Origin of the sequence: Streptomyces sp. AM 4-1-1 (assembly GCF_029167625.1) — a bacterium.
Taxonomy (GTDB): domain Bacteria; phylum Actinomycetota; class Actinomycetes; order Streptomycetales; family Streptomycetaceae; genus Streptomyces.
In genome coordinates this window covers 442,332-465,076 of record NZ_CP119145.1, presented here as the reverse complement: position 1 = coordinate 465,076, position 22,745 = coordinate 442,332, and the positions used below count along the sequence as shown (strand labels likewise).

Annotated in this window: 17 protein-coding genes; 5 read left to right on the top strand and 12 right to left on the bottom strand. The window is 71.8% G+C overall.

Annotated features, from left to right (window positions below; translation table 11 throughout):
• The first annotated feature begins 168 nt into the window (after positions 1-168).
• Both PZB75_RS02015 and PZB75_RS02010 read left to right on the top strand, forming a co-directional pair.
• Positions 169-1,746 (top strand): AMP-binding protein, encoded by a 1,578-nt coding sequence (locus PZB75_RS02015; RefSeq protein ID WP_275533546.1) that lies wholly within the window; start codon positions 169-171, stop codon positions 1,744-1,746.
• Between the two features lie 3 nt (positions 1,747-1,749).
• A complete protein-coding gene (locus tag PZB75_RS02010; protein ID WP_275533545.1) occupies positions 1,750-3,288 on the top strand; it encodes a long-chain fatty acid--CoA ligase in 1,539 nt (512 codons plus the stop codon).
• A gap of 113 nt (positions 3,289-3,401) precedes the next feature.
• Here PZB75_RS02010 and PZB75_RS02005 read toward each other — a convergent pair whose 3' ends face one another.
• The 5 genes from PZB75_RS02005 to PZB75_RS01985 all read right to left on the bottom strand — a co-directional run bounded on the left by PZB75_RS02005 (position 3,402) and on the right by PZB75_RS01985 (position 7,937).
• Positions 3,402-3,560 (bottom strand): hypothetical protein, encoded by a 159-nt coding sequence (locus PZB75_RS02005; protein ID WP_275533544.1) that lies wholly within the window; start codon positions 3,558-3,560, stop codon positions 3,402-3,404.
• Positions 3,561-3,639: 79 nt separating this feature from the next.
• Complete coding sequence (locus PZB75_RS02000) at positions 3,640-4,593, bottom strand: cytochrome c oxidase assembly protein (protein WP_275533543.1); 954 nt, start codon at positions 4,591-4,593, stop codon at positions 3,640-3,642.
• A 139-nt stretch (positions 4,594-4,732) separates the two neighbouring features.
• Positions 4,733-5,758, bottom strand: a complete 1,026-nt coding sequence (locus PZB75_RS01995; protein ID WP_275533542.1) for a 6-phosphofructokinase — start codon at positions 5,756-5,758, stop codon at positions 4,733-4,735.
• Positions 5,759-5,911: 153 nt separating this feature from the next.
• The gene (locus tag PZB75_RS01990; RefSeq protein WP_275533541.1) at positions 5,912-6,640 is read right to left on the bottom strand and encodes a glutamine amidotransferase; all 729 of its coding nucleotides are present in this window, start codon (positions 6,638-6,640) and stop codon (positions 5,912-5,914) included.
• Between the two features lie 58 nt (positions 6,641-6,698).
• On the bottom strand, positions 6,699-7,937 hold the full coding sequence (locus PZB75_RS01985) for a MurT ligase domain-containing protein (protein WP_275533540.1): 1,239 nt from the start codon (positions 7,935-7,937) through the stop codon (positions 6,699-6,701).
• Between the two features lie 115 nt (positions 7,938-8,052).
• Between PZB75_RS01985 and def the strand changes: the two genes are divergently transcribed.
• A complete protein-coding gene (gene def / locus PZB75_RS01980) occupies positions 8,053-8,607 on the top strand; it encodes a peptide deformylase (RefSeq protein WP_275533539.1) in 555 nt (184 codons plus the stop codon).
• A gap of 20 nt (positions 8,608-8,627) precedes the next feature.
• Here the strand turns inward: def and PZB75_RS01975 are convergent, their stop codons facing one another.
• Positions 8,628-9,293: a TetR family transcriptional regulator gene (locus tag PZB75_RS01975; RefSeq protein WP_275533538.1), complete on the bottom strand. Its 666-nt coding sequence runs from the start codon at positions 9,291-9,293 to the stop codon at positions 8,628-8,630.
• Between the two features lie 171 nt (positions 9,294-9,464).
• Between PZB75_RS01975 and PZB75_RS01970 the strand changes: the two genes are divergently transcribed.
• On the top strand, positions 9,465-10,691 hold the full coding sequence (locus tag PZB75_RS01970; RefSeq protein ID WP_275533537.1) for an acyl-CoA dehydrogenase family protein: 1,227 nt from the start codon (positions 9,465-9,467) through the stop codon (positions 10,689-10,691).
• Between the two features lie 88 nt (positions 10,692-10,779).
• Here PZB75_RS01970 and PZB75_RS01965 read toward each other — a convergent pair whose 3' ends face one another.
• From PZB75_RS01965 to PZB75_RS01955, 3 genes are all read right to left on the bottom strand, one after another.
• On the bottom strand, positions 10,780-11,268 hold the full coding sequence (locus PZB75_RS01965; protein WP_275533536.1) for a glutathione peroxidase: 489 nt from the start codon (positions 11,266-11,268) through the stop codon (positions 10,780-10,782).
• A 122-nt stretch (positions 11,269-11,390) separates the two neighbouring features.
• On the bottom strand, positions 11,391-11,951 hold the full coding sequence (locus tag PZB75_RS01960) for a GNAT family N-acetyltransferase (RefSeq protein ID WP_275533535.1): 561 nt from the start codon (positions 11,949-11,951) through the stop codon (positions 11,391-11,393).
• A gap of 156 nt (positions 11,952-12,107) precedes the next feature.
• Entirely contained in the window at positions 12,108-14,639 is a 2,532-nt protein-coding gene (locus tag PZB75_RS01955; protein WP_275533534.1) for a DEAD/DEAH box helicase, read from the bottom strand.
• 182 nt (positions 14,640-14,821) lie between these two features.
• On the opposite strand from PZB75_RS01955, the gene PZB75_RS01950 reads away from it, so the two are divergent.
• Complete coding sequence (locus tag PZB75_RS01950; protein WP_275533533.1) at positions 14,822-15,613, top strand: metal-dependent hydrolase; 792 nt, start codon at positions 14,822-14,824, stop codon at positions 15,611-15,613.
• A gap of 223 nt (positions 15,614-15,836) precedes the next feature.
• Here PZB75_RS01950 and PZB75_RS01945 read toward each other — a convergent pair whose 3' ends face one another.
• The 3 genes from PZB75_RS01945 to PZB75_RS01935 form a co-directional block, all read right to left on the bottom strand.
• Entirely contained in the window at positions 15,837-17,618 is a 1,782-nt protein-coding gene (locus PZB75_RS01945) for an ABC transporter ATP-binding protein (RefSeq protein WP_275533532.1), read from the bottom strand.
• A complete protein-coding gene (locus PZB75_RS01940; RefSeq protein ID WP_275533531.1) occupies positions 17,615-19,507 on the bottom strand; it encodes an ABC transporter ATP-binding protein in 1,893 nt (630 codons plus the stop codon). Before PZB75_RS01940 ends, PZB75_RS01945 begins: the two co-directional genes overlap by 4 nt.
• A 213-nt stretch (positions 19,508-19,720) precedes the next feature.
• Positions 19,721-22,669 carry an FAD-binding and (Fe-S)-binding domain-containing protein gene (locus PZB75_RS01935; protein WP_275533530.1) on the bottom strand — a complete coding sequence of 983 codons (2,949 nt, stop codon included), beginning with the start codon at positions 22,667-22,669 and terminating at the stop codon, positions 19,721-19,723.
• Between the last annotated feature and the right edge of the window lie 76 nt (positions 22,670-22,745).

Sequence of the window (22,745 nt, the reverse complement as noted above, 5' to 3'; positions counted from 1 at the left end):
CCAGGGGCCCGTATCATTTCAATAGCGTGGGCCGCGACATTGCGTCGGGCGCCGTTCGTCGAATTGCCCGTAATTGTCTGCGAGTTCGTCCGGGAATATCGATTCGAACACTTCGTCACGCTGTTACGCTCGTCGCAGATCCTGCCGAGCGCCCGACTGGAGAACTCCATGTCCGCGAGCGAAACCTATGTCAACAAAATCCTCGAAGTGCTTTCCTCCGAGCCGGAGAAGACGGTCCTGACCTGGCGGGGCGGGACCGTCACGGCGGCCGGGTTCGACGCGTCGGTGCGCACCGCCGCCCATGTCCTGCACCGGCACGGGAGCGGCGCGGAGAACGCGCCCGCCGACAGTGGCGACACGGCGGGGACCGGCACGGTCGTCGCCATCCTCACCGTCACCAACTCACCGGCGACACTGATCCTGCGGTACGCGGCGAACCTGGCCGGTGCCACGGTGGTCCATCTCCACACCACCAACGCCGTCGACCCCGACGACCGGATCGCCACGGAAGCCGAACTCCAGATCCTCAAGGAGACCGGCGCCACCGTACTGGCCGTCGACGCGGACCATCTGGCGCTCGCCCGCGAACTGCGCGCCCTCCTGGACACACCGCTCACGCTGGCCGCGCTCGGCGACCTCGGCCCCGGCGTCCTCGACCTGACCGACGGCGACCCTAAGGCGTTCGACCCGGCCGCGGTCGAGATCGACCCCACCAGGACCGCCGTGGTGACCTACACCAGCGGCACCACCGGGAAGCCGAAGGGGATCGCGGTCGACTTCCGGACCCGGAACGGCTTCATCGCGGCCGGACTCCGGATGGGCTGGCGCGCGGTGTATCTGGCCACGCTCCCGATGAGCCATTCCAGCGGCCAGACGACCGACGACTCACTCGCCTCCGGGGGAGCGGCGGTGCTGCACGACGGGTTCGACGCGGGCGAGGTGCTGCGCGCCGTCGCGGAGCACCGCGTCACCCGGCTGCTCGTCTCGCCCCCGCAGTTGTATCTGCTCATGGACCACCCGGACCTCACGGCCACCGACCTGTCCAGCCTCCAGATGCTCTGCTACACGGGCTGCCCCGCGTCACCGCGACGGCTGGCCGCCGCGGCCGGGATCTTCGGCGACGCCCTCATCCAGGTCTACGGAACCGGGGAGGCGGGCGCCATCAGCATGCTGACCCCCGCCGAACACAAGGAGCCGGAGCTGCTGGACACGGCCGGCCGGCCCCTCCTCGGAGAGGTCCGCATCCGCGACCCGCACGACGGCCGCGATCTGGCCACCGGCGAGACCGGTGAGATCTGTGTGCGCTCCCCGTTCGCGATGAAGGGCTATGTCGGCGACCCCGGTCTCACCGCCCGCACCCTCCGGGACGGCTGGCTGCACACCGGGGACCTCGGCAGCACCGACGAGCGCGGCTACATCCACATCCGGGGCCGGGTCGCCGACGTACTGAAGACCAACGGCATCAAGATCCACCCGGTGACGGTCGAGAACGCCCTGCTGGCCCACCCGGACGTCGTCCAGGCAGCGGCGTTCGGCGTACGCGACCGGGACAGGACCGAGTACCTGCACGCCGCCGTGGTGCTCCGCGACGGCGCCGGGACCACCGCCGACGCGCTGCGCGACCACGTCGCCGCCGAGCTGACCCCGAAACACGTCCCGCGGGGGATCACCGTCCACCCGCAGCTCCCCCTCACCGGCGCCGGGAAACCGGACAGGACGAGGCTGGCGGCGAACGCGGGCGGCTGAGCCATGACGCTCTCAGCCGCCGCCGTGCTCGCCGAGACCGCCCTGCGCCGCCCCGGTCATCCCGCCCTCGTCTCCGGCTCACGGAAGGTGACCTACCACGAGCTGTGGACGGCCGCCCGGCGGTACGCCGCCGTGCTGCGCGAACGCGGGATCGGCCCCGGCGACAAGGTCGCGCTGCTGCTGCCCAACACCCCGCACTTCCCGATGGCGTACTTCGGCGTCCTCGCCCTCGGAGCGGTCGTGGTGCCGGTGCACGCGCTGCTCCGGGAGCGGGAGATCGCCCACGTGCTGCGCGACTGCGGAGCCAGGGCCCTGATCTGCGCCGGACCGCTGCTGCGCGAGGGCCGGGGGGCCGCGGAGACCACCGGGACGCCCCTGCTCACCGTACTGACGGAGTCCGACGGGGACCTACCCGGACTCGACGCGCTCGCCGAGCGCGCAGAGCCGATCGACCGGTACGTGCCGCGTGACCCCGGCGACATCGCGCTCGTGCTCTACACCTCGGGCACCACCGGCCTGCCCAAGGGCGCGATGCTCACCCACCTCAACGTGGTGATGAACATCGACACGACGGTGCTGTCACCGTTCGACTTCCGGGCCGACGACGTGCTGCTCGGCTGTCTGCCGCTGTTCCACACCTTCGGCCAGATCTGCGGGATGAGCACCTGCTTCCGGGCCGGCGCGACCCTGGTGCTGATGCCGCGCTTCGACGGGCCCGGGGCACTGGACCTCATGGTGGACGAGGGCTGCACGCTCTTCATGGGGGTCCCCACGATGTACGTGGCGCTGCTCGAAGCGGCCCGGCACGACCCGCGACGGCCGGGGCTCGACCGTGCCTTCTCCGGCGGCTCGGCGCTGCCGGTGAGTGTCCTGGAGGAGTTCCAGCGGGCGTTCGGCTGCCCGATCTACGAGGGGTACGGCCTCACCGAGACGTCCCCCGTGGTCGCGTACAACCAGAAGGCGTGGCCGTGCAGACCGGGCACCGTGGGCCGTCCGATCTGGGGGGTCGACGTCGAGATCGCCAGCTCGGACGTCGAGGACCGGATCGAACTGCTGCCGCCCGGCCGGCTGGGCGAGATCGTGATCCGCGGACACAACGTGATGGCCGGATACCTGAACCACCCCGAGGCGACCGCCGAGGCCATCGTGGACGGCTGGTTCCGCTCCGGTGACCTGGGCGTCAAGGACGACGAGGGCTATCTGACGATCGTCGACCGGAAGAAGGACATGGTGCTGCGGGGCGGCTACAACGTGTACCCCCGCGAGGTGGAGGAGGTACTGGCCCGGCATCCGGCGATCGCCCAGGTCGCCGTCATCGGTCTGCCGCACGAGGTGCACGGCGAGGAGGTCTGCGCGGTCGTGCGGCCACGGCCGGGCACGGCCCCGCACCCGGCGCTCGCCGAGGAGATCGTCGGCTGGAGCAGGGCGCGGCTGGCGGCGTACAAGTACCCGCGCCAGGTGAGGTTCGTCGACGCCTTCCCGCTCGGTCCCAGCGGCAAGATCCTCAAGTACGAGCTGACCGTCAGGTTCGGCGGCCGGTGAGGGCGACCGCACACCACGGCCCGCCGCGCCCGGCGGCGGTCGGAGCGGCCCCGGCCGACGGCTCCTGAGCGGGCCCGGGTGCCCGGCCGGACCGGGCACCCGGGCCGCCGCGCTCAGCCGTCCCGGGTGGCGACCATCGCGATCGTGAGCAGTCCCAGCACCACCCAGCCGAACCACAGCCAGCCGTTGCTCCCGAGCGCCACCGTGTAGGCGGTCACCGCCACGAGTGCCCCGGTGGTGAGCACTCCCATCGTCTTCGTCGATCCGGACATGCGCGCACCCTCCTCGTCGGCCGCGCGGCCGTCCGCACCATCGTCCCCCCGAACGCCGGTCCGCCGCTACCGTCCCGCGTCACTGTCCCCGCGCCCGCAACCCGGCGAGGTAGTCGTTGTACGCCGCCAGCTCCTTGTCACCGTCCCGGTCGGCCGCCCGGTCCGACCGCTTCGCCGTCCGCTGCTCGGAGCGGTACCACTGGAAGACCAGCGCGACCAGCACCAGCACCGAGGGGATCTCGCTGAAGGCCCAGGCGATGCCGCCCGCCGCGTTCTGGTCGGTGAGCGCGTCGAGGCCCAGCGAGGCGGGCGGGTTCCTGTACGCCTCCACCATCGGCTGCGACGCCATCATCAGCGCGATGCCGAAGAACGCGTGGAACGGCATCCCGGCGAACAGCTCCAGCATCCTCATCACGTATCCCGGCCGGTGCGGACCCGGGTCGATGCCCATGATCGGCCAGAAGAACACCAGCCCCACGGCGAGGAAGTGCACCATCATCGCGAGATGTCCGACCGTCGACCCCATCAGGAAGTCGAAGAGCGGGGTGAAGTACAGCCCGTACAGGCTGGCGATGAACAGCGGGATCGTGAACACCGGATGGGTGATCACCCGCATGTACCGGCTGTGCAGCAGCTTCAGCAGCAGCTCGCGCGGCCCGGTCCGGCCCCGCCGCCCGGCCACCGGCAGCGCGCGCAGCATCAGCGTCACCGGAGCGCCCAGCAGCAGCAGGATCGGCGACAGCATGCTGATCACCATGTGCTGCACCATGTGCACGCTGAACATGACCATGCCGTAGTCGTTCAGCTTGGTGCACATCACCAGGGCCACGGACAGCACGCCGACGACGAAGAAGACGATCCGGTTGACCGGCCAGCCGTCCCCGCGCCGGCGCAGCCGGGCCACGGCGTACACGTACAGCACGATCGCGAGGACACAGCCGGTGAGGAAGAACGGCTCCGCCGAGAACTCCAGGCCCCGTCCCAGCGTGAACGGCGGCAGATCCATGTTCATGCCGTGTCCGCTGTGATCCATCTGTTCACTCCCGATGGGGACATCCCCGATTCGTGCCGGTTGTCCGCACCAGAGTAGAACCGCCCCCGGCCGCGCTCGCGGCCGGGGGCGGTCGGGATGTCCCGGTGTCGTCACCCGCGGGAGGGTGCGACGGTTCTCCTCAGAGGACGCACTCCGCCTCGGCGTACCGCTCGGCCGGAACCGTCTTCAGCGTCTCCACGGCCTCCGCCAGCGGGACCATCACGATGTCCGTGCCGCGCAGCGCCGTCAGCATGCCGAACTCACGGCGGTGCGCCGCCTCCACCGCGTGCCAGCCGAAACGGGTGGCCAGGACCCGGTCGTACGCCGTCGGGGTGCCACCGCGCTGCACATGGCCGAGTATCACCGGGCGGGCCTCCTTGTCGAGGCGGTGCTCCAGCTCGACGGACAGCTGACGGGCGACCCCGGCGAAACGCTCGTGCCCGTACACGTCCTTGCCGCCGGTGTCGAAGTCCATGGAGCCCTCGCGCGGCTTCGCGCCCTCGGCGACGACGACGATCGCGAACTTCTTGCCCGCCGAGAACCGGCGCCCGACCAGTTCGGTCAGCTCGTCGATGTCGAAGGGGCGCTCGGGGACGACGATGGCGTGCGCACCGGCCGCCATGCCCGAGTGCAGTGCGATCCAGCCGGTGTGCCGGCCCATGACCTCGACGATCAGCACCCGCTGGTGCGACTCGGCGGTGGTCTTCAGCCGGTCGAGGGCGTCCGTCGCGACCCCGACGGCCGTGTCGAAACCGAAGGTCACATCGGTCGACGCGATGTCGTTGTCGATGGTCTTCGGTACGCCGACGATCGGCAGCCCCGCCTCGGAGAGCAGGCTGGCCGCCTTCAGCGTGCCCTCGCCGCCGATCGGGATGATCGCGTCGAGACCCAGGTCGGCCACATGGCCCCGGGCCCGCTCCACCCCGCCGCGCAGATGCGCCGGCTGGACCCGGGACGAGCCGAGGACCGTGCCGCCGAGGGCCAGGATGCCGCTGACCGCGTCGAGGTCCAGTTTGCGGTAGTCGCATTCGAGGAGGCCCCGCCATCCGTCGTGGAAGCCGATGACCTCGTCGCCGTGGTCGACCACCGCGCGATGCACGACGGAACGGATGACGGCGTTGAGGCCGGGGCAGTCGCCGCCGGAGGTGAGCACACCAATTCGCATTGCCCGGGGAACCTTTGCAACGTGGGCCGACGACCGGACCACGTCGTCCGGTTGGATCTCCGCCACCCTACCGGCGCGGGGTGGCGGGACTGAACCGGGCGTCCGACTGCTGGACGGCCCCGGACGCACGCCGACGCGCCGACGCGCCCCCGGTCAGGCGGGCTGGGTGGCGGCCGCGATCCGCTCCGAACGCAGCGCCTCGTACCACCGGTCGTCGGTCGGCGGCAGGGCGTTGACGTCGAGGGCGAGCTTCAGCAGGAGATCGGCGATCTGCGGGTTGCGCGCCATCACCGGGCCGTGCATGTACGTACCGAAGACCGTGTCGTTGTACGCGCCCTCGGTGCCGTCACCCGTGCCGTTGCCCCGGCCGAACTGCACCCGGGCGAACGGCCTGGCCGTCGGTCCGAGATGGGTGACGCCCTGGTGGTTCTCGAAGCCGGTCAGTGGCGGCAGGCCCAGCTGCGGGTCGATGTCGCCCAGCACGTCGCCGACGCACCGGTCGCCCTCGCCCCGGGTGGAGAACACGTCGAGCAGTCCGAGACCGGGCTCGCGCTCGCCGAGGTCGTTGATGAACTCATGGCCGAGGATCTGGTAACCGGCGCAGACCGAGAAGATGATCGCCCCGTTCGAAGCCGCCCGGCTGAGACCGCCGTCCCGGCGCAGCCGCTCGGCGGCGAGCCGCTGCGGCCGGTCCTCACCGCCGCCGATCAGATAGATGTCACCGGACGTCGGGATGGGCTGGTCACTGCGCACGTCGACCCGGGAGACGTCGAGACCGCGCTGTCTGGCCCTGCGCTCCACCACCAGGGCGTTGCCCTGGTCTCCGTAGGTGCTGAGCAGGTCCGGATAGACCCACACGAGACGCAGGCCGTTGTTGCTCATGCTTCCTCGTCCTTTACGGGAGTAGGCGGGACCGGGGTGCGCGTAACCGCTGCGGGGGTCAGTTGCCGACACGACGCCTCAGATCCTGGAAAGCGGTGTAGTTGGCGATGACCTCGATGCGGCCCGCCGGTGCCTGCTGCACGGCCTCGTCGAGCGTCGCGCAGACCCGGAAGTCCAGCCCGGCGACCTCCAGCCGCACCGCGAGGTCCAGCTTGCGGTCACCGAGCACGAAGATCGGGTGGCCGGCGAGCTGGGTGTAGTCCACGTCCCACAGCCACGAGGTGTCCGTGCCGTCCGCGCCGCGGGCGTTGACGGAGAGGATCACCGGGGTGGGCGGCGGATCGATCAGCGAGAACGTCTCCAGCCAGCCCGCCGGGTTCTTCGCCAGCAGCAGCCGCAGCTCGCGGCCGAGGAAGGAGACGACGTCGTAGCGGCCCGCGACGGCCTGCACCTGGTACATCCGCTCCAGGGCGACCTGGGGCGGTACCCCGAAGACGGCCGCGACGGCGGCCGAACTGGTGGCGTTCGCCTTGTTCGCGCGGCCGGGCAGCTGGAGGTGGATCGGCCAGGCCGACCCGTGCGGGTCCAGGACGTAGTCGCCGTTGAGCGCCCAGCTCGGGGCGGGGCGGCGGAAACCGCATTCGCCGCAGTACCAGTCGTCGCCGGGACGCTGCATCACGCCACCGCAGGACGGGCAGGACCAGGCGTCGTCCTTCCACGCCTGGCCGGCCGCCACCCACACCACGTTGGGGGAGGAGGACGCCGCCCAGACGATCAGCGGGTCATCGGCGTTGGCGACGACCACGGCCTTCGAACCGGACAGGCCCTCACGCCACTTCTCCGCCAGCATCCGGGTCTCGGCGGCCCGGTCCAGCTGGTCGCGCGAGAGGTTGAGCAGAGCGATCACCTTCGGCGTGGTGTCCCGTGCCACCCCGGCGAGGTACTTCTCGTCCACCTCGATCACGCCGTACTTCGCGTCCGATCCACCCGCCAGCGCCGAGGTGATGCCCGCGGGCATGTTCGCGCCGAGCGCGTTCGACACGACGGGCCCCGCGGCCCGAAGCGCCTCGGCGATCAGCCGGGTCGTCGTGGTCTTGCCGTTGGTCGCCGACACGAGGATCACGTCCAGGTGCTGCGCCAGCCGCCCCAGCAGGTCGGGGTCGAGCTTGAGCGCCACCCGGCCGCCGATCACCGACCCGCTGCCGCGCCCCGCGGCGCGCGACACCGCCGCAGCGGCCTTGCCCGCCGTCACCGCCAGCTTGGCCCGCGGCGACAACGGCTCCGTGTTGCCTGCCATCGTCCTAGATCCTCCTTGCATCGGTCCACGCCCAGCCTATCCAGGTCCGGGGCGTCGGGCCGCATCGCGGCACCGCCGGGCAGGCCCGGACGGGGCGGAACGTACGCTTGCCGCCATGCGAAGCCGCCCGATCCCCGGCAGTTCCGGACTCGTCCGCGCCATGAGCCTGCTCGGCGATCCGGTGCTGCACGCCGCCTGCGGGACCGTCACCGATTTCGGCCCCTCGCTCGGCCGGCTGGTCGAGGACATGTTCGCCACCATGTACGCGGCGCGGGGCGTGGGGCTCGCCGCCAACCAGATCGGCGTGCCGTTGCGGGTGTTCGTGTACGACTGCCCGGACGACGAGGAGGTCCGTCATCTGGGCCATCTGGTCAACCCGGTACTGGTCGAGGCGGACGGCGGCATGGTGCGCGGCCCGGAGGGCTGTCTGTCGCTGCCCGGCATCGAGGCCGGCACGCCCCGTCACGACCGCGCCGTCGTCGAGGGGACGGACCGGGACGGCGAACCGGTACGGATCGTCGGCACCGGCTTCTTCGCGCGCTGTCTCCAGCACGAGTGCGATCACCTGGAAGGCGCCGTGTACACCGACCGGCTGACCGGGCTGCGGCGGGCCAGGGCGCTGCGCGCCGCGCGCCGGGCTCCGTGGGCGGGCGCCGGACGGACCGGCTGACGGCCGCCGCCGGGGCCGGCTCAGAAGCCGGGCCCGCCGGGGCGGTCACTCACCATGGCCAGCCTGCCCCACAGCAGATCGGCCAGGCTGTGCACCAACTGGGCCCGGGAGCAGGGGCGTTCGCCGAGCCACCAGTCGCCCGCCGCGTGCATCATGCCGACGATGCCGTGCCCCCAGATGCGTGCGCTCTCCTCGTTGCCGGGGCCCAGATCGACCCGTTCGGCTATCACCATGGCCAGTTCCTCGCCGAGGCGCCGCAGCAGCGGCGCGGAGTGCCGGCCGACGTCGAAGCCCTGCTCCACGGCGGCCGGGTCGGCCGGATCGGCCGACCTGTCGGAGGGATGCATCAGGAACCGGTAGACCTGTGGCCGGGCCTCGATCGCCGCGAGATAGGTGTCGAGCGTCGCCTCGACCCGCTCGCGGCGGTCGGCCGGGGCGTCGAGCGCGGCGCGCAGGGCGCTGAGCAGGGCGTCGGTGTGACGCTTGGCGAGCGCGCGGTACAGGCCGCCCTTGTCGCCGAAATGCCGGTAGAGGATGGGCTTGGTGATCCCCGCCTCCGCGGCGATGGCGTTCATCGAGGCCTGGGGCCCGTCCCTGAGCACCACCCGGTCCGCGGCTTCGAGCAGTTCCCGGCGACGGCGCTCGGCCGCCGACCGCTGACGCCCGGCCTGTCGCGTGGTCTCCATGTCGTCTCTCCCGCCCCTGGCCATGCAGTTCGTCGCGCACGCGCAACGTAACACCCCGCCCGGGGGCGACGCGGAGGGCGGCCGGACGGGTTGACAGAGGCTACTCGCCGGTAACAGACTGCTGTTACCGATAGTAACGATCAGTTTCGACGGCAGTGCCTGGAGGGGAACATGGCCGAGTTCACGCTCGAACTCAACGACGACCAGAAGCAGATCCGCGACTGGCTGCACGGCTTCGCCGCGGATGTGATGCGACCGGCCGCTTCGGAGTGGGACGAGCGTGAGGAGACCCCGTGGCCGGTCATCCAGGAGGCGGCCGAACTCGGCATCTACTCCCTCGACTTCTACGCCCAGCAGTTCTTCGACCCCACCGGACTCGGCATTCCGATGGTGATGGAGGAGCTGTTCTGGGGTGACGCGGGCATCGGCCTCTCCCTCGTCGGTACGGGCCTGGCGGCCGTCGGTGTCCTCGCCAACGGCACCGAGGAACAGATCGGCACCTGGGTCCCGCAGATGTACGGCGACGCGGCCGACGTGAAGGTCGCCGCCTTCTGCTCCTCCGAACCCGACGCCGGTTCGGACGTCTCCGCCATGCGGACCCGCGCCGTGTACGACGAGGCCAAGGACGAGTGGGTGCTCAACGGCACCAAGACCTGGGTGACGAACGGCGGCATCGCCGACGTCCACGTGGTGGTCGCCGTCGTCGACCCGGAGGCCGGCTCGAAGGGCCACGCCTCCTTCATCGTGCCGCCGGGCACCCCCGGACTCTCCCAGGGGCAGAAGTTCAGGAAGCACGGCATCAGGGCCTCGCACACCGCCGAGGTCGTCCTTGAGGACGCCCGGGTCCCCGGCCACTGCCTGCTCGGCGGGAAGCAGAAGCTCGACGAACGCCTCGCCCGCGCCCGGGAACGCGCCGCCGCCGGTGGTGAGCGCGTCAAGAACGCCGCGATGGCCACCTTCGAGGCATCCCGCCCGGCGGTCGGCGCCATGGCCGTCGGCACCGCCCGCGCCGCGTACGAGGTCGCGCTCGACTACGCCGGGACCCGCACCCAGTTCGGCCGCCCGATCATCGACAACCAGGGCGTCGCCTTCCAGCTCGCCGACATGCGCACCGGGATCGACGCGGCCCGGCTGCTGGTCTGGCGGGCCTCCTGGATGGCGAGCGCGGGCAAGCCGTTCACCTCGGCCGAAGGGTCGATGTCGAAGCTGTTCGCGAGCGAGACGGCCAAGAAGGTCACCGCGCAGGCCGTCCAGATACTCGGCGGCAACGGCTTCACCCGCGAGTACCCGGTGGAGCGCATGCACCGCGACGCCGCGATCTACACCATCTTCGAGGGCACCAGCGAGATCCAGCGGCTGGTGATCGCCCGCGCCCTGTCGGGGATGCCGATCCGCTGACCCCGGGCCCGTGCGGCGAAGGCGCGGCGCCCGCGACCCGCGGGCGCCGCGCCTCCACGCGTCAGGTCCGCCGTTCGCGGACCCGGTGTCAGGCGGGGAGCTGTGCCTCGATGGCCGCGACGACCTCGGGGGCGTCCGGCTCGGTGCGGGGACGGATGCGGGCGACCGGCTCACCGGCCGGGGAGATCAGGAACTTCTCGAAGTTCCACCGGACGTCACCGGCCTCGCCCTCGGCGTCCGCCAGCCGCGTCAGCTCGGTGTAGAGCGGGTGCCGGCCGTCGCCGTTCACCTCGGTCTTCGCCAGCAGCGGGAAGCTGACCCCGTACGTCGACGAGCAGAACGTCGCGATCTCCTCCGCGCTGCCCGGCTCCTGCCCGGCGAACTGGTTGCACGGAACGCCGAGGACGGTGAACCCGCGGTCCGCGTACTCCTTCTGCAGCCGCTCAAGACCGGCGTACTGCGGAGTGAGCCCGCACCTGGAGGCGACGTTCACCACCAGGACCGCCTTGCCGCGGTAGGCCGCCAGCGTCGTCGGCTCGCCGGACAGGGTGTGCAGCGCGATGTCGTACAGCGTCATGGAACTCTCCTCGTCGGTATGGCTCTTGCCCTCATTGTGGCGCGCGGGGACCCCCGGGCACGAAGCCGGTGGGCCGGTCCCACCCCTGCGCTCTCGCGGTGCCGCGCCACGTCCCCGTGGCCTCAGGCCGGAGCGTCGGCGTCCCGCCGCTCCGGCCCGGCCGCGGCGCCCACGGCCTTGTAGTAGAAGGTCGTCGGCCGCAGCACCCCGGCCGGGTCCGCCGCGTAGTCCGGCACGGACCCGCAGCGTGTCCAGCCCGCCGAACGGTAGAGCCGTTCCGCCGGACAGTCCGTCTCGGTGTCCAGGAGCAGCAGCGTCACGCCCGCCCCCGCCGCCGCGCGCTCGACGGCGGCCAGCAGGGCGGCGTCCACGCCCTGGCCACGGGCGGACGGACGGACCATCAGCTTGGCGACCTCCGCCCGGTGCCGGGCGTTCGGCAGCAGCGCCCGGACCAGGCTGACCGTCCCCGCCACCCGCTCGTCGTCCCTCGCGATCCAGACCTGGCGGTGCCCGGCCTCCACCGCGGCGGCCTGCTCGCGCCACCACTGCGCCGCCACGCCCCGGTCGAGCGGCGCGAGGAAGCCCATCGAGGCGCCGCCGGTCACGGACTCCACCAGAAGGGCAGCCAACTCGTCCGCGTAGGTGACCAGTTCGGGGCCGGACAGGGAGACGATCTCGGTCATGGGCGAGGACCTTTCGCGTGCGGTGTCAGCGGTACGTACGGGCGGTACCACCGTACGGACGAGGGCGCCGGTCCGGCCGGGACACGACGGACCCGACACGGACCGACGGTCCGGCGCCCGGCCCGCCGGGCGGCCATGAGCCGTCCGACGACCCGTTCACGACTGTCCGGCGGCGGACAGCTGCCCGACGGACGTGACCCGCACGACCGCCCGGCCCTCCTCGTCGGAGGCCGCCAGATCGACCTCCGCGCCGATTCCCCAGTCGTGGTCGCCGTTGGGATCGGCGAACGTCTGCCGCACCCGCCACAGACCGTGCTCCGGGTCCTCGTCGATCTTCAGCAGCTTCGGGCCACGGGCGTCGGGCCCGGTGCCCAGATCGTCGTACTCGTCCCAGTACGCGTCCATCGCCTCGCCCCAGGCGTCCTCGTCCCAGCCGGACCCGGCGTCCAGCTCGCCCAGCGCACCGACCTTGTCCAGCGCGGCCAGCTCCACCCGGCGGAACATCGCGTTGCGCACCAGCACCCGGAAGGCCCGCGCGTTGGCGGTGACCGGCTTGACCTCGTCGGCCCGCTCCTGCGCCTGCTCGGCGGTCTCCACCTCGGGATTGGCGAGCTGTTCCCACTCGTCGAGCAGACTGGAGTCCACCTGACGCACCATCTCGCCCAGCCAGGCGATCAGATCCTCCAGGTCCTCCGACTTCAGATCGTCCGGAATGGTGTGCTCCAGCGCCTTGTACGCGCTCGCGAGGTAGCGCAGCACAATGCCCTCGGTCCGGGCCAGCTCGTAGTTCGAGGTGAACTCCGTGAAGGTCATGGCCCGTTCGTACATGTCCCGGATCACGGTCTTCGGCGACACCGGATGGTCACCGACCCACGGGTGGCTCTTGCGGTACACGTCGTACGCGTGCCACAAGAGCTCGCTCAGCGGCTTCGGGTACGTCACGTCCTGGAGCCGTTCCATCCGCTCCTCGTACTCGACGCCGTCCGCCTTCATCTGCCCGATGGCCTCGCCGCGCGCCTTGTTCTGCTGCGCCGCGAGGATCTGCCGGGGGTCGTCGAGCGTCGACTCCACCACGGACACCATGTCCAGGGCGTACGAGGGGGACTCGGGGTCCAGCAGCTCGAACGCGGCCAGCGCGAACGTCGACAGCGGCTGGTTGAGCGCGAAGTCCTGCTGGAGATCGACGGTGAGCCGGACGATCCTGCCTTCGGCGTCCGGCTCGGCCAGTCGCTCCACCACACCGCCGTCGAGCAGCGAGCGGTAGATGGCGATGGCCCGGCGGATGTGGCGCAGCTGCGCCTTGCGCGGCTCGTGGTTGTCCTCCAGCAGGTGGCGCATCGCCTCGAACGCGTTGCCCGGCCGGGCGATCACGGACAGCAGCATGGTGTGCGTGACCCGGAAACGGGACGTCAGCGGCTCGGGGTCGGAGGTGATGAGCTTGTCGAAGGTGGTCTCCGACCAGGCGACGAAGCCCTCGGGGGCCTTCTTGCGGACCACCTTGCGGCGCTTCTTCGGGTCGTCGCCCGCCTTGCCGAGCGCCTTCTCGTTCTCGATGACGTGCTCGGGCGCCTGGGCGACGACCAGGCCCGCCGTGTCGAAACCGGCCCGCCCGGCGCGGCCCGCGATCTGGTGGAACTCACGGGCGCGCAGCGTGCGGACCCGGGTGCCGTCGTACTTGGTCAGGGCCGTGAACAGCACCGTGCGGATGGGGACGTTCACCCCCACGCCCAGGGTGTCCGTACCGCAGATGACCTTCAGCAGACCGGCCTGGGCCAGCTTCTCGACGAGACGGCGGTACTTCGGGAGCATGCCGGCGTGGTGCACCCCGATGCCGTGCCGCACATAGCGGGAGAGGTTCTGGCCGAACTTCGTGGTGAAGCGGAAGCCGCCGATCAGATCGGCGATCCGGTCCTTCTCCTCCCGGGTGCACATGTTGATGCTCATCAGCGACTGGGCCCGCTCCACGGCCGCGGCCTGCGTGAAGTGCACGATGTAGACCGGGGCCTGGCGGGTGTCGAGGAGTTCGGTCAGCGTCTCGGTGATCGGGGTCAGCCGGTACTCGTACGAGAGCGGGACCGGCCGGGTCGCGGAGCGCACCACGGAGGTGGGGCGGCCGGTGCGGCGGGTCAGGTCCTTCTCGAACATCGAGACGTCACCGAGCGTCGCGGACATCAGCACGAACTGGGCCTGCGGCAGTTCCAGCAGCGGGATCTGCCAGGCCCAGCCACGGTCCGGCTCGGCGTAGAAGTGGAACTCGTCCATCACGACCTGGCCGATGTCCGCGTACCTGCCGTCACGCAGCGCGATGGAGGCCAGCACCTCGGCGGTGCAGCAGATCACCGGGGCGTCGGCGTTCACCGACGCGTCACCGGTGAGCATGCCGACGTTCTCCGTGCCGAAGAGCTTGCACAGGTCGAAGAACTTCTCCGAGACCAGCGCCTTGATCGGCGCGGTGTAGAAGGTGACCTTGTCCTGGGCCAGCGCGGTGAAGTGCGCACCGGCCGCGACCAGGCTCTTCCCCGAGCCGGTGGGGGTGGAGAGGATCACGTTGGCCCCGGAGACCACCTCGATCAGCGCCTCTTCCTGAGCCGGATAGAGGGTGATGCCCTGGGTCTCGGTCCATGACGAGAAGGCCTCGAAGAGGGCGTCCGGGTCGTCGGTCGGGGGCAGCTGATCGATAAGGGTCACCCCCCCATCTTGCCTGCCTTCGGCCCCCAGGAGGGAACCGGACGACCGGACGAAGATCACGGACGATACGCTGCCCACTCAACTCGGCGGTACGACAACCGCGATGGCCCGGCGTCCGTGACGTCCTGGAACGCCCTCGCGGCTGCGTCGGCGCCACAGCGGTGATGGGGGCGGGAACGACCATGATGGGACCGGCACACTCTCTGTCAGGGGCAGCGGCCTGGCTGGGGGTGGGCGCCGCCGCGGCGGCGGCCGACCGGCCGATGCCGTGGCCGGTCCTGGCCGTAGGGGCGCTGATCACCGCGGGTGCGGCCCTGGCCCCCGACCTCGACCACAGGTCCGCGACCATCTCGCGCGCCTTCGGCCCGGTCTCCCGGGGGCTGTGCGAGATCGTCGACAAGCTCTCGCACGCCGTCTACCAGGCGACCCGGATGAAGGGCGACCCGCGCAGGAACGGCGGCCACCGGACCCTGACGCACACCTGGCTCTGGGCGGTACTGATCGGCGGCGGGGCGTCGGCCGCGGCGATCACCGGCGGCCGGTGGGCCGTCCTCGCCATCCTCTTCGTCCATCTGGTGCTGGCCGTCGAAGGGCTGCTCTGGCGGGCCGCGCGGATGTCCAGCGATGTGCTGGTGTGGCTGCTCGGGGCGACCAGCGCGTGGATTCTGGCGGGGGTCCTGGACAAGCCGGGCAACGGTTCGGACTGGCTGTTCTCCGCGCCCGGCCAGGAGTACCTGTGGCTGGGGCTGCCGATCGTCCTGGGAGCCCTGGTCCACGACATCGGCGACGCGCTGACCGTCTCGGGGTGCCCGGTCCTGTGGCCGATCCCGGTGGGGCGCAAGCGGTGGTACCCGATCGGACCGCCCAAGGCGATCCGGTTCCGTGCCGGGAGCTGGGTGGAGCTGAAGGTGCTGATGCCGGCCTTCATGGTGCTCGGGGGAGTGGGCGCGGCGGCGGCCCTCAACGTCATCTGAGCCGTCCGCGTCCGGCCGCCGCTCCTGGCGCCCGGACCGGACGGCCGGCACCCCGCGCGCCCGGTCCCGTGCCTCCGCGTCCGGCCGCCGCACTCCCGGCGTCCGGCTCCTTTGCCCCGGCCCTCCGGGCTCCCGGCTCAGGGCAGGGGAGCAGGAGCACGCAGACGCGGGCGACACGATCCGACCGGCGGGCAGCTGCCGGAACGGCCGCCCGGGACGGTCCTCAGCCGTGCCAGGACCGCCACAGCGCCGCGTACGCGCCGTCCGCCGCCACCAGTTCGTCGTGGCTGCCCAGCTCGCTGATCCGGCCCCGCTCGACCACCGCGATCACGTCCGCGTCGTGCGCGGTGTGCAGCCGGTGCGCGATGGCCACCACCGTGCGGCCGTCGAGCACCCGGGCCAGTGACCGCTCCAGATGCCGGGCCGCGCGGGGGTCCAGCAGCGAGGTCGCCTCGTCCAGCACCAGCGTGTGCGGGTCCGCGAGCACCAGCCTGGCCAGCGCCACCTGCTGAGCCTGGGCCGGGGTCAGGCCCCGGCCGCCCGAACCGACCTCCGTGTCCAGTCCGTCGTCCAGGGCCTTCGCCCAGCCGTCCGCGTCGACCGCGGCGAGCGACGCCCACAGCTCCGCGTCATCGGCGCCGGTCCTGGCCAGCAGCAGATTGTCGCGCAGTGACCCCACGAAGACATGGTGCTCCTGATTGACCAGGGCCACGTGCGAACGCACCCGCTCGGCCGTCATCCGGGACAACTCCGCTCCGCCCAGGGTCACTTCGCCGGAGCGCGGCGTGTAGATCCCGGCCAGCAGCCGGCCGAGCGTCGACTTTCCCGCACCGGACGGGCCGACCAGCGCCAGCCGGGTCCCCGGAGTGACGTCCAGCGACACCTGGTGCAGCACGTCGACCCCCTCGCTGTAGCCGAAGCGCACCTCGGCCGCCCGGACGTGCCGCCCGTCGGGACCGACCTCGGCATCACCCGCGTCCGGTTCGATCTCCCGTACGCCGACCAGCCGGGCCAGTGATACCTGGGCGATCTGCAGCTCGTCGTACCAGCGCAGGATCAGACCGATCGGTTCGACCATCATCTGCGAGAGCAGCGCACCGGTCGTCAGCTGTCCGACGGACATCCACCCCTCCAGCACGAACCAGCCGCCCAGCAGCAGTACCGCGCCGAGAATCGTCACATAGGTGGCGTTGATGACCGGGAAGAGGACGGACCGCAGGAAGAGCGTGTACCTCTCCCACGCGGTCCACTCCGAGATCCGCCGGTCCGACAGCGCCACCCGGCGGGCACCGAGGCGGTGTGCCTCCATGGTCCGCCCGGCGTCCACCGTCTCCGCGAGCACGGCCGTCACCGCGGCGTAACCCGCCGCCTCGGAGCGGTACGCGGACGGTGCCCGCCGGAAGTACCAGCGACAGCCGGTGATCAGCACCGGCAGGGCGATCAGCGCGCACAGCGCCAGGGGCGGCGCGGTGACCGTGAGCGCGCCGAGCAGCAGGGCCACCCACACCACCCCGATCGCCAGCTGCGGTACCGCTTCGCGCATGGCGTTCGCCAGCCGGTCGATGTCCGTGGTGATCCGGGACAGCAGATCACCCGTCCCGGCCCGCTCCAGCACGCCCGGCGGCAGCCCGACCGACCGTACGAGGAAGTCCTCGCGCAGATCGGCCAGCATCTCCTCGCCGAGCATCGCGCCGCGCAGCCGTGTCGTCCGGGTGAACACCGTCTGGATCACCAGCGCGATCACGAAGACCGCGATCGTGCGCTCCAGGTGGAGGTCCTCGGCTCCGCTCGACAGGTCCTCGATCAGACCGCCCAGCAGGTAGGGGCCGGTGATCGAGGCGATCACCGCGACGGCGTTGGCCCCGATGAGCACGGCGAAGGCCCGCCTGTGGCGACTCGCCAGCTCCCGCACATAGGCCCGTACGGTCGCCGACGTGCCCACCGGCAGGGTCGCCGCCGACTCCGGGGCGGCGGGGTCGTACGCGGGTCGCTCGACGCCGATCATGCCCTCTCCTCGATCTCCGCGGTCTTCCCGACCGTGTGCGTGGTGTGCGTGGGGTGCGCACCGTCCGGGGCGTGCGGGGCGGTGAACGAGGGCGGGGCCATGGGCGGGTCCTCGGTGTCACGGGTGACGACCGCCCGGTAGCGCGGTTCGGTGCGCAGCAGTTCGCGGTGCGTACCGACGGCGGCCACGGTGTCCTGATGGACCAGGACCACCCGGTCCGCGAGGTCCAGCAGCAGCGGTGACGAGGCGAACGCCACCGTCGTACGGCCCTCACGCAGCCCCTTGACCCCTGCGGCGACCCGGGCCTCGGTGTGCGAGTCGACGGCGGACGTCGGCTCGTCCAGGACCAGCACCCCCGGGTCGGTCACCAGCGATCGGGCCAGTGCGAGCCGCTGTCGCTGGCCGCCCGAGAGCGACCGGCCGCGTTCGGTGATCCGGGTCTCCATCGGGTCGCCGTCCCGGTGCGTGGACGTCTGCGCCAGCGCGTCCAGCACGTCCCCGCACTGGGCCGCGTCCAGCGCCGCGCCGGCGTCGACGAGACCGGACGCCGGTACGTCGAGCAGTTCCCGCAGCGTTCCGGAGAGCAGCACCGGGTCCTTGTCCTGGACCAGGACCGAGGTCCGGGCCGAGTCCAGCGGCAGCTCGTCCAGCGGTACGCCGCCGAGCAGCACGGACGGGGTGCCCGGCGGCCGGTCCCCGGGACCGTCCCGGTCCGGTCCGGTGCGGTCGGTCTCCTCGTCCTGGGCGTGTCCGCCGAGCCGTTCGGCCAGCCGGCCCGCCGCGTCCGGATCGCCGCAGACCACCGCGGTGAACAGTCCCGCCGGCGCCAGCAGCCCGGTCACCGGGTCGTACAGATCCCCGGTCGGCGCGGCGTCGACGGTGGACGGGCCCGCGGCGCGGCGCAGCGAGAGCACCCGGACCGCGCGTTGCGCGGAGGGCCGGGAGAAGGAGTACGCCATGGCGATCTCCTCGAAGTGCCGCAGCGGGAACAGCATCAGCGTCGCCGCGCTGTAGACCGTGACCAGCTGGCCGACCTCGATCCGGCCGTCGCGGGCGAGCACCGTCCCGTACCAGACGAGCGCGATGAGCAGCAGCCCCGGCAGCAGCACCTGGACCGCCGAGATCAGCGCCCACATCCGGGCGCTGCGCACGGCGGCCCGGCGTACTTCCTGGGAGGCGCGCCGGTAGCGGCCGAGGAACAGTTCCTCCCCGCCGATGCCGCGCAGCACCCGCAGTCCGGCGACGGTGTCCGACGCCAGCTCGGTCGCCCGGCCCGCCTTCTCGCGCTGGAGGTCGGCGCGCCGGGTGGCCGGGGGCAGCAGGGGCAGTACGGCCAGTGCCAGGACCGGTACCGCGAGCGCCACGAGCAACCCCAGCGAGGGCAGATAGAGGATGAGACCGACACAGGTCAGCAGGAGGGCCGCTGCCGCGGCGGCGAAACGCGACAGCGCCTCCACGAACCAGCCGATCTTCTCGACGTCACCGGTCGACACCGCCACCACCTCACCCGCCGCGACCCGGCGGGTCAGCGCGGCGCCCAGTTCGGCGGTCCGGCGGACCAGCAGCTGCTGGACCCGGGCGGCGGCGGTGATCCAGTTGGTGATGGCCGCGCGGTGCAGCATGGTGTCGCCCACCGCCATCAGCGCGCCGAGGACCAGGATCAGTCCGCCGGCCAGTGCCAGCCGGCTGCCGGAGCGCTCCACGACGGCCTGCACGCCGAGCCCGACGCCGAGCGGGAATCCGGCGAGGGTGCACTGTTGGAGCAGTCCCCAGCCGAGGGCCTTGAGCTGGCCGCCGAGCTGGCCGCGCCCGAGCCAGAGCAGGAAGCGTGGGCCGGAACGGACATCGGGATCGCCGGGATCGGGGAACGGAAGATCGCGAATCTGCATGACGCCCCATGGTTCGGTGGATCGGTCGGTCCGGCGGACGAGTGGCTCGTCGCGGCTCGCCGGGACCCGGTCGGCCGGTCATGGCGGTGACCCGAGCCGTGCAAGGTTCACCCGGGGACACCGGTCGGAGCAATCGGTTTTACGGGCCGAGGCCGCCGGCCGGCCGGCACCGGACAGCGCGGAGGGGGCCGCTCCGCTCTGTCCGGGGCGGGGTCAGGGGCGGCCCGTCGGCCGGGTCGCGCGTTCCAGTTCCATCAGGACGGAGTGGTAGCGCCGGCCCGTCGCCCGGTCCATGCCGATCTCACACATCCGGTTCGCGGACAGATACGCGTCGTACTCGCGGGAGTTGACCTCGGCGGCCTCCTTGGACGTCGCCGAGTCCGTCAACTCCTTGTGCAGCATGCCGCGGTCACCCGCGAAGGCGCAGCAGCCCGCGTCGTCCGGTACGACGACCTCGTCCGCGCAGGCCTCGGCCAGGGTGCGCAACTGCGCCTCGTCGCCCAGGTGCTGCATGGAACACGTCGGGTGCACCACCGCGGAACCGGTTCTGTGGAGCACGGTGAGGTGGGGGAGGAGTTCGTCGGCCGCCCAGACGAGCGAGTCGACGACGGTCAGCTCGCGGTGCAGTGCGCGATTGTCGTCGGTGAGGTACGGCACCACCTCATGGGCGATGCCCAGGGTGCACGAGGAGGCGTCGACGACCAGGGGCAGCGCGCCGCCCGCCGTCCAGCCCCAGGCAGCCTCCACGATGCGGTTGGCCATCACCGTGTTGGCCTCGTCGTATCCCTTGGAGTGCCAGATCGTCGAGCAGCAGGTGCCCGCGACGTCCTCGGGAATCCACACCGGCCTGCCGGCCCGCCGGGAGACGGCGACCAGGGCCTGCGCGAGTGACGGCTCGCGGCGGCCCTCGGGTCCCGCGAAGATGCGGTTGACGCACGCCGGGTAGTAGACGGCGCTCGCCCCGGCACGGGAGGTGCGGGGCAGCTTCCGTGCCGCGGCCCCGGGGATCTCGGGCAGCCATTCGGGCACCAGGTCGGGGCGTACGGCCCTGCGGGCCAGCCGGGTGACGGATTCCAGGAACCCGTCGCCGATCCGGTCACCGATCCGGTCGGCGGCGGCGACCGCGAGACGGGCCGACGCCTCGACCGCCCTGAAGTGCTTCGCGGTGAGCGCCGCGATCCGCTCCTCGCGCGGCGAGTGCCGGTGGTGGCGGAAGTCCTTCATCATCGCCCCGGTGTCGATCCCGACCGGGCAGGCGAGCTTGCAGGTGGAGTCGCCCGCGCAGGTGTCGACCGCGTCGTAGCCGTAGGCGTCGAGCAGGCTCGACTCGACCGGTGAACCGTCCTCCTGGCGCATCATCTCGCGCCGCAGCACGATGCGCTGACGGGGCGTGGTCGTCAGGTCCTCGCTGGGGCAGGTCGGTTCGCAGAAGCCGCACTCGATGCACGGGTCGGCCACCGGCTCGACCTTCGGGATCGTCTTCAGGCCGCGCAGATGGGCCTTCGGGTCGCGGTCCAGGACGATCCGCGGCGCCAGCACCCCGTCGGGGTCGATGATCTGCTTCGTACGCCACATGAGCTCCGTCGCCCTGGGCCCCCACTCCAGCTCCAGGAAGGGAGCGATGTTGCGGCCGGTCGCGTGCTCCGCCTTCAGCGAACCGTCGAAGCGGTCGACGACGAGCGCGCAGAACTCGTCCATGAACGCGGCGTAGCGGTCGACGTCCGACGGCTTCGCCGCGTCGAAGGCCAGCAGGAAGTGCAGATTGCCGTGCGCCGCGTGGCCCGCGACGGCCGCGTCGAAGCCGTGCCGCGACTGGAGTTCGAGCAGGGCCTCACACGCCTCGGCCAGCCGCGAGGGCGGAACGGCGAAGTCCTCGGTGATCAGCGTCGTACCGGACGGACGGGAGCCGCCGACCGCGGTGACGAACGCCTTGCGGGCCTTCCAGTACCCGGAGATCGTCCCGGCGTCGCGGGTGAACGCGTTGGTGACGGAGGGGACCGGCCTGACGAGTTCGAGCCCTCGGACGACCTCGGCCGCCGCGCGCTCGTACTCCTGTCTGCGCTCCTCGTCGGGGGCGCGGAACTCGACCAGGAGCGCGGCGGCTCCCTTGGGCAGCGCCGCCCAGTCCGAGGGGACGCCCTGGACGCTCACCGAGGCGCGCAGTGTGTTGCCGTCCATCACCTCGACGGCCACCGCGCCCGCCTCGTTGAAGCGCGGCACGGCGGCGGCCGCGGCGGACAGCGACGGGAAGAAGAGCAGCGCCGTGGAGACCTTCCGGTCCAGCGGCAGCGTGTCGAAGACGACCTCGGAGATGAAACCGAAGGTGCCCTCGGAGCCGACCATCAGACCGCGCAGGATCTCGACGGGCGTCGCCCCGTCGAGGAACGCGTCGAGCCGGTAGCCGTTGGTGTTCTTGATCTCGTACTTCGCGCGGATGCGTGCCGTGAGCGCCGGGTCCGCCTCGATCTCCGCCTTGAGCGCCAGCAGTTCCCCGCACAGCCGGGGCTCGGCCCCGAGCAGCAGCTCGTCGGCGGCCGGGTCACCCGTGTCGACGACGGTGCCGGTCGGCAGGACGAAGGTCAGCGAGGAGACCGTCCGGTACGAGTTGCGGGTGGTGCCCGCCGTCATCCCCGAGGCGTTGTTGGCGACGACACCGCCGACCGTGCAGGCGATCGCGCTGGCCGGGTCGGGGCCCAGGAGCCGGCCGTACCGGGCGAGGGTGGCGTTGGCCCGCATGACCGTCGTGCCCGGGGCGACGCGTGCCCGTGCCCCGCCGTCCAGGACCTCGATGCCCGTCCAGTGGCGTCGTACGTCGACGAGGATGTCCTCGCCCTGCGCCTGGCCGTTCAGACTGGTGCCCGCCGCCCGGAAGACGACCTCGCGCCCCTTGCCGTGGGCGTAGGACAGGATCGCCGAGATGTCGTCGATGTCCTCCGGGACCACGACGACCTGCGGCAGGAAGCGGTACGGGCTGGCGTCGGAGGCGTAGCGGACGAGATCGGAGACCTTCCACAGCACCTTCGAGGGGCCGAGGAGGGCGGTCAGCTCGCCGCGCAGTGGTTCGGGCGTGCCGGACGCCTGCCGGTCGGGCACCCGGTCGTGGGACGCGGCCCGCGCGAGGCCAGGGCGGAGGGCTTCCGGATTCGGCTCCAGCAGCGGCATGTCGACATCCCCTCGGTAACTCGGTGGTCCATGCAACGGTGTCACGGACGGCGCGGCGCGGGTGCGGCGGGTCCGC

What these genes read in the sequence shown, in the direction of transcription:
- PZB75_RS01950 (WP_275533533.1), top strand. Translation starts at nt 14,822, where the DNA reads ATGATGGGACCGGCACACTCTCTGTCAGGGGCAGCGGCCTGGCTGGGG.
- PZB75_RS02015 (WP_275533546.1), top strand. Translation starts at nt 169, where the DNA reads ATGTCCGCGAGCGAAACCTATGTCAACAAAATCCTCGAAGTGCTTTCC.
- PZB75_RS01935 (WP_275533530.1), bottom strand. Translation starts at nt 22,669, where the DNA reads ATGCCGCTGCTGGAGCCGAATCCGGAAGCCCTCCGCCCTGGCCTCGCG.
- PZB75_RS02000 (WP_275533543.1), bottom strand. Translation starts at nt 4,593, where the DNA reads ATGGATCACAGCGGACACGGCATGAACATGGATCTGCCGCCGTTCACG.
- PZB75_RS01970 (WP_275533537.1), top strand. Translation starts at nt 9,465, where the DNA reads ATGGCCGAGTTCACGCTCGAACTCAACGACGACCAGAAGCAGATCCGC.
- PZB75_RS01985 (WP_275533540.1), bottom strand. Translation starts at nt 7,937, where the DNA reads ATGGCAGGCAACACGGAGCCGTTGTCGCCGCGGGCCAAGCTGGCGGTG.
- PZB75_RS01990 (WP_275533541.1), bottom strand. Translation starts at nt 6,640, where the DNA reads ATGAGCAACAACGGCCTGCGTCTCGTGTGGGTCTATCCGGACCTGCTC.
- PZB75_RS01960 (WP_275533535.1), bottom strand. Translation starts at nt 11,951, where the DNA reads ATGACCGAGATCGTCTCCCTGTCCGGCCCCGAACTGGTCACCTACGCG.
- PZB75_RS02005 (WP_275533544.1), bottom strand. Translation starts at nt 3,560, where the DNA reads ATGTCCGGATCGACGAAGACGATGGGAGTGCTCACCACCGGGGCACTC.
- PZB75_RS01965 (WP_275533536.1), bottom strand. Translation starts at nt 11,268, where the DNA reads ATGACGCTGTACGACATCGCGCTGCACACCCTGTCCGGCGAGCCGACG.
- PZB75_RS01995 (WP_275533542.1), bottom strand. Translation starts at nt 5,758, where the DNA reads ATGCGAATTGGTGTGCTCACCTCCGGCGGCGACTGCCCCGGCCTCAAC.
- PZB75_RS02010 (WP_275533545.1), top strand. Translation starts at nt 1,750, where the DNA reads ATGACGCTCTCAGCCGCCGCCGTGCTCGCCGAGACCGCCCTGCGCCGC.
- PZB75_RS01945 (WP_275533532.1), bottom strand. Translation starts at nt 17,618, where the DNA reads ATGATCGGCGTCGAGCGACCCGCGTACGACCCCGCCGCCCCGGAGTCG.
- PZB75_RS01975 (WP_275533538.1), bottom strand. Translation starts at nt 9,293, where the DNA reads ATGGAGACCACGCGACAGGCCGGGCGTCAGCGGTCGGCGGCCGAGCGC.
- def (WP_275533539.1), top strand. Translation starts at nt 8,053, where the DNA reads ATGCGAAGCCGCCCGATCCCCGGCAGTTCCGGACTCGTCCGCGCCATG.
- PZB75_RS01940 (WP_275533531.1), bottom strand. Translation starts at nt 19,507, where the DNA reads ATGCAGATTCGCGATCTTCCGTTCCCCGATCCCGGCGATCCCGATGTC.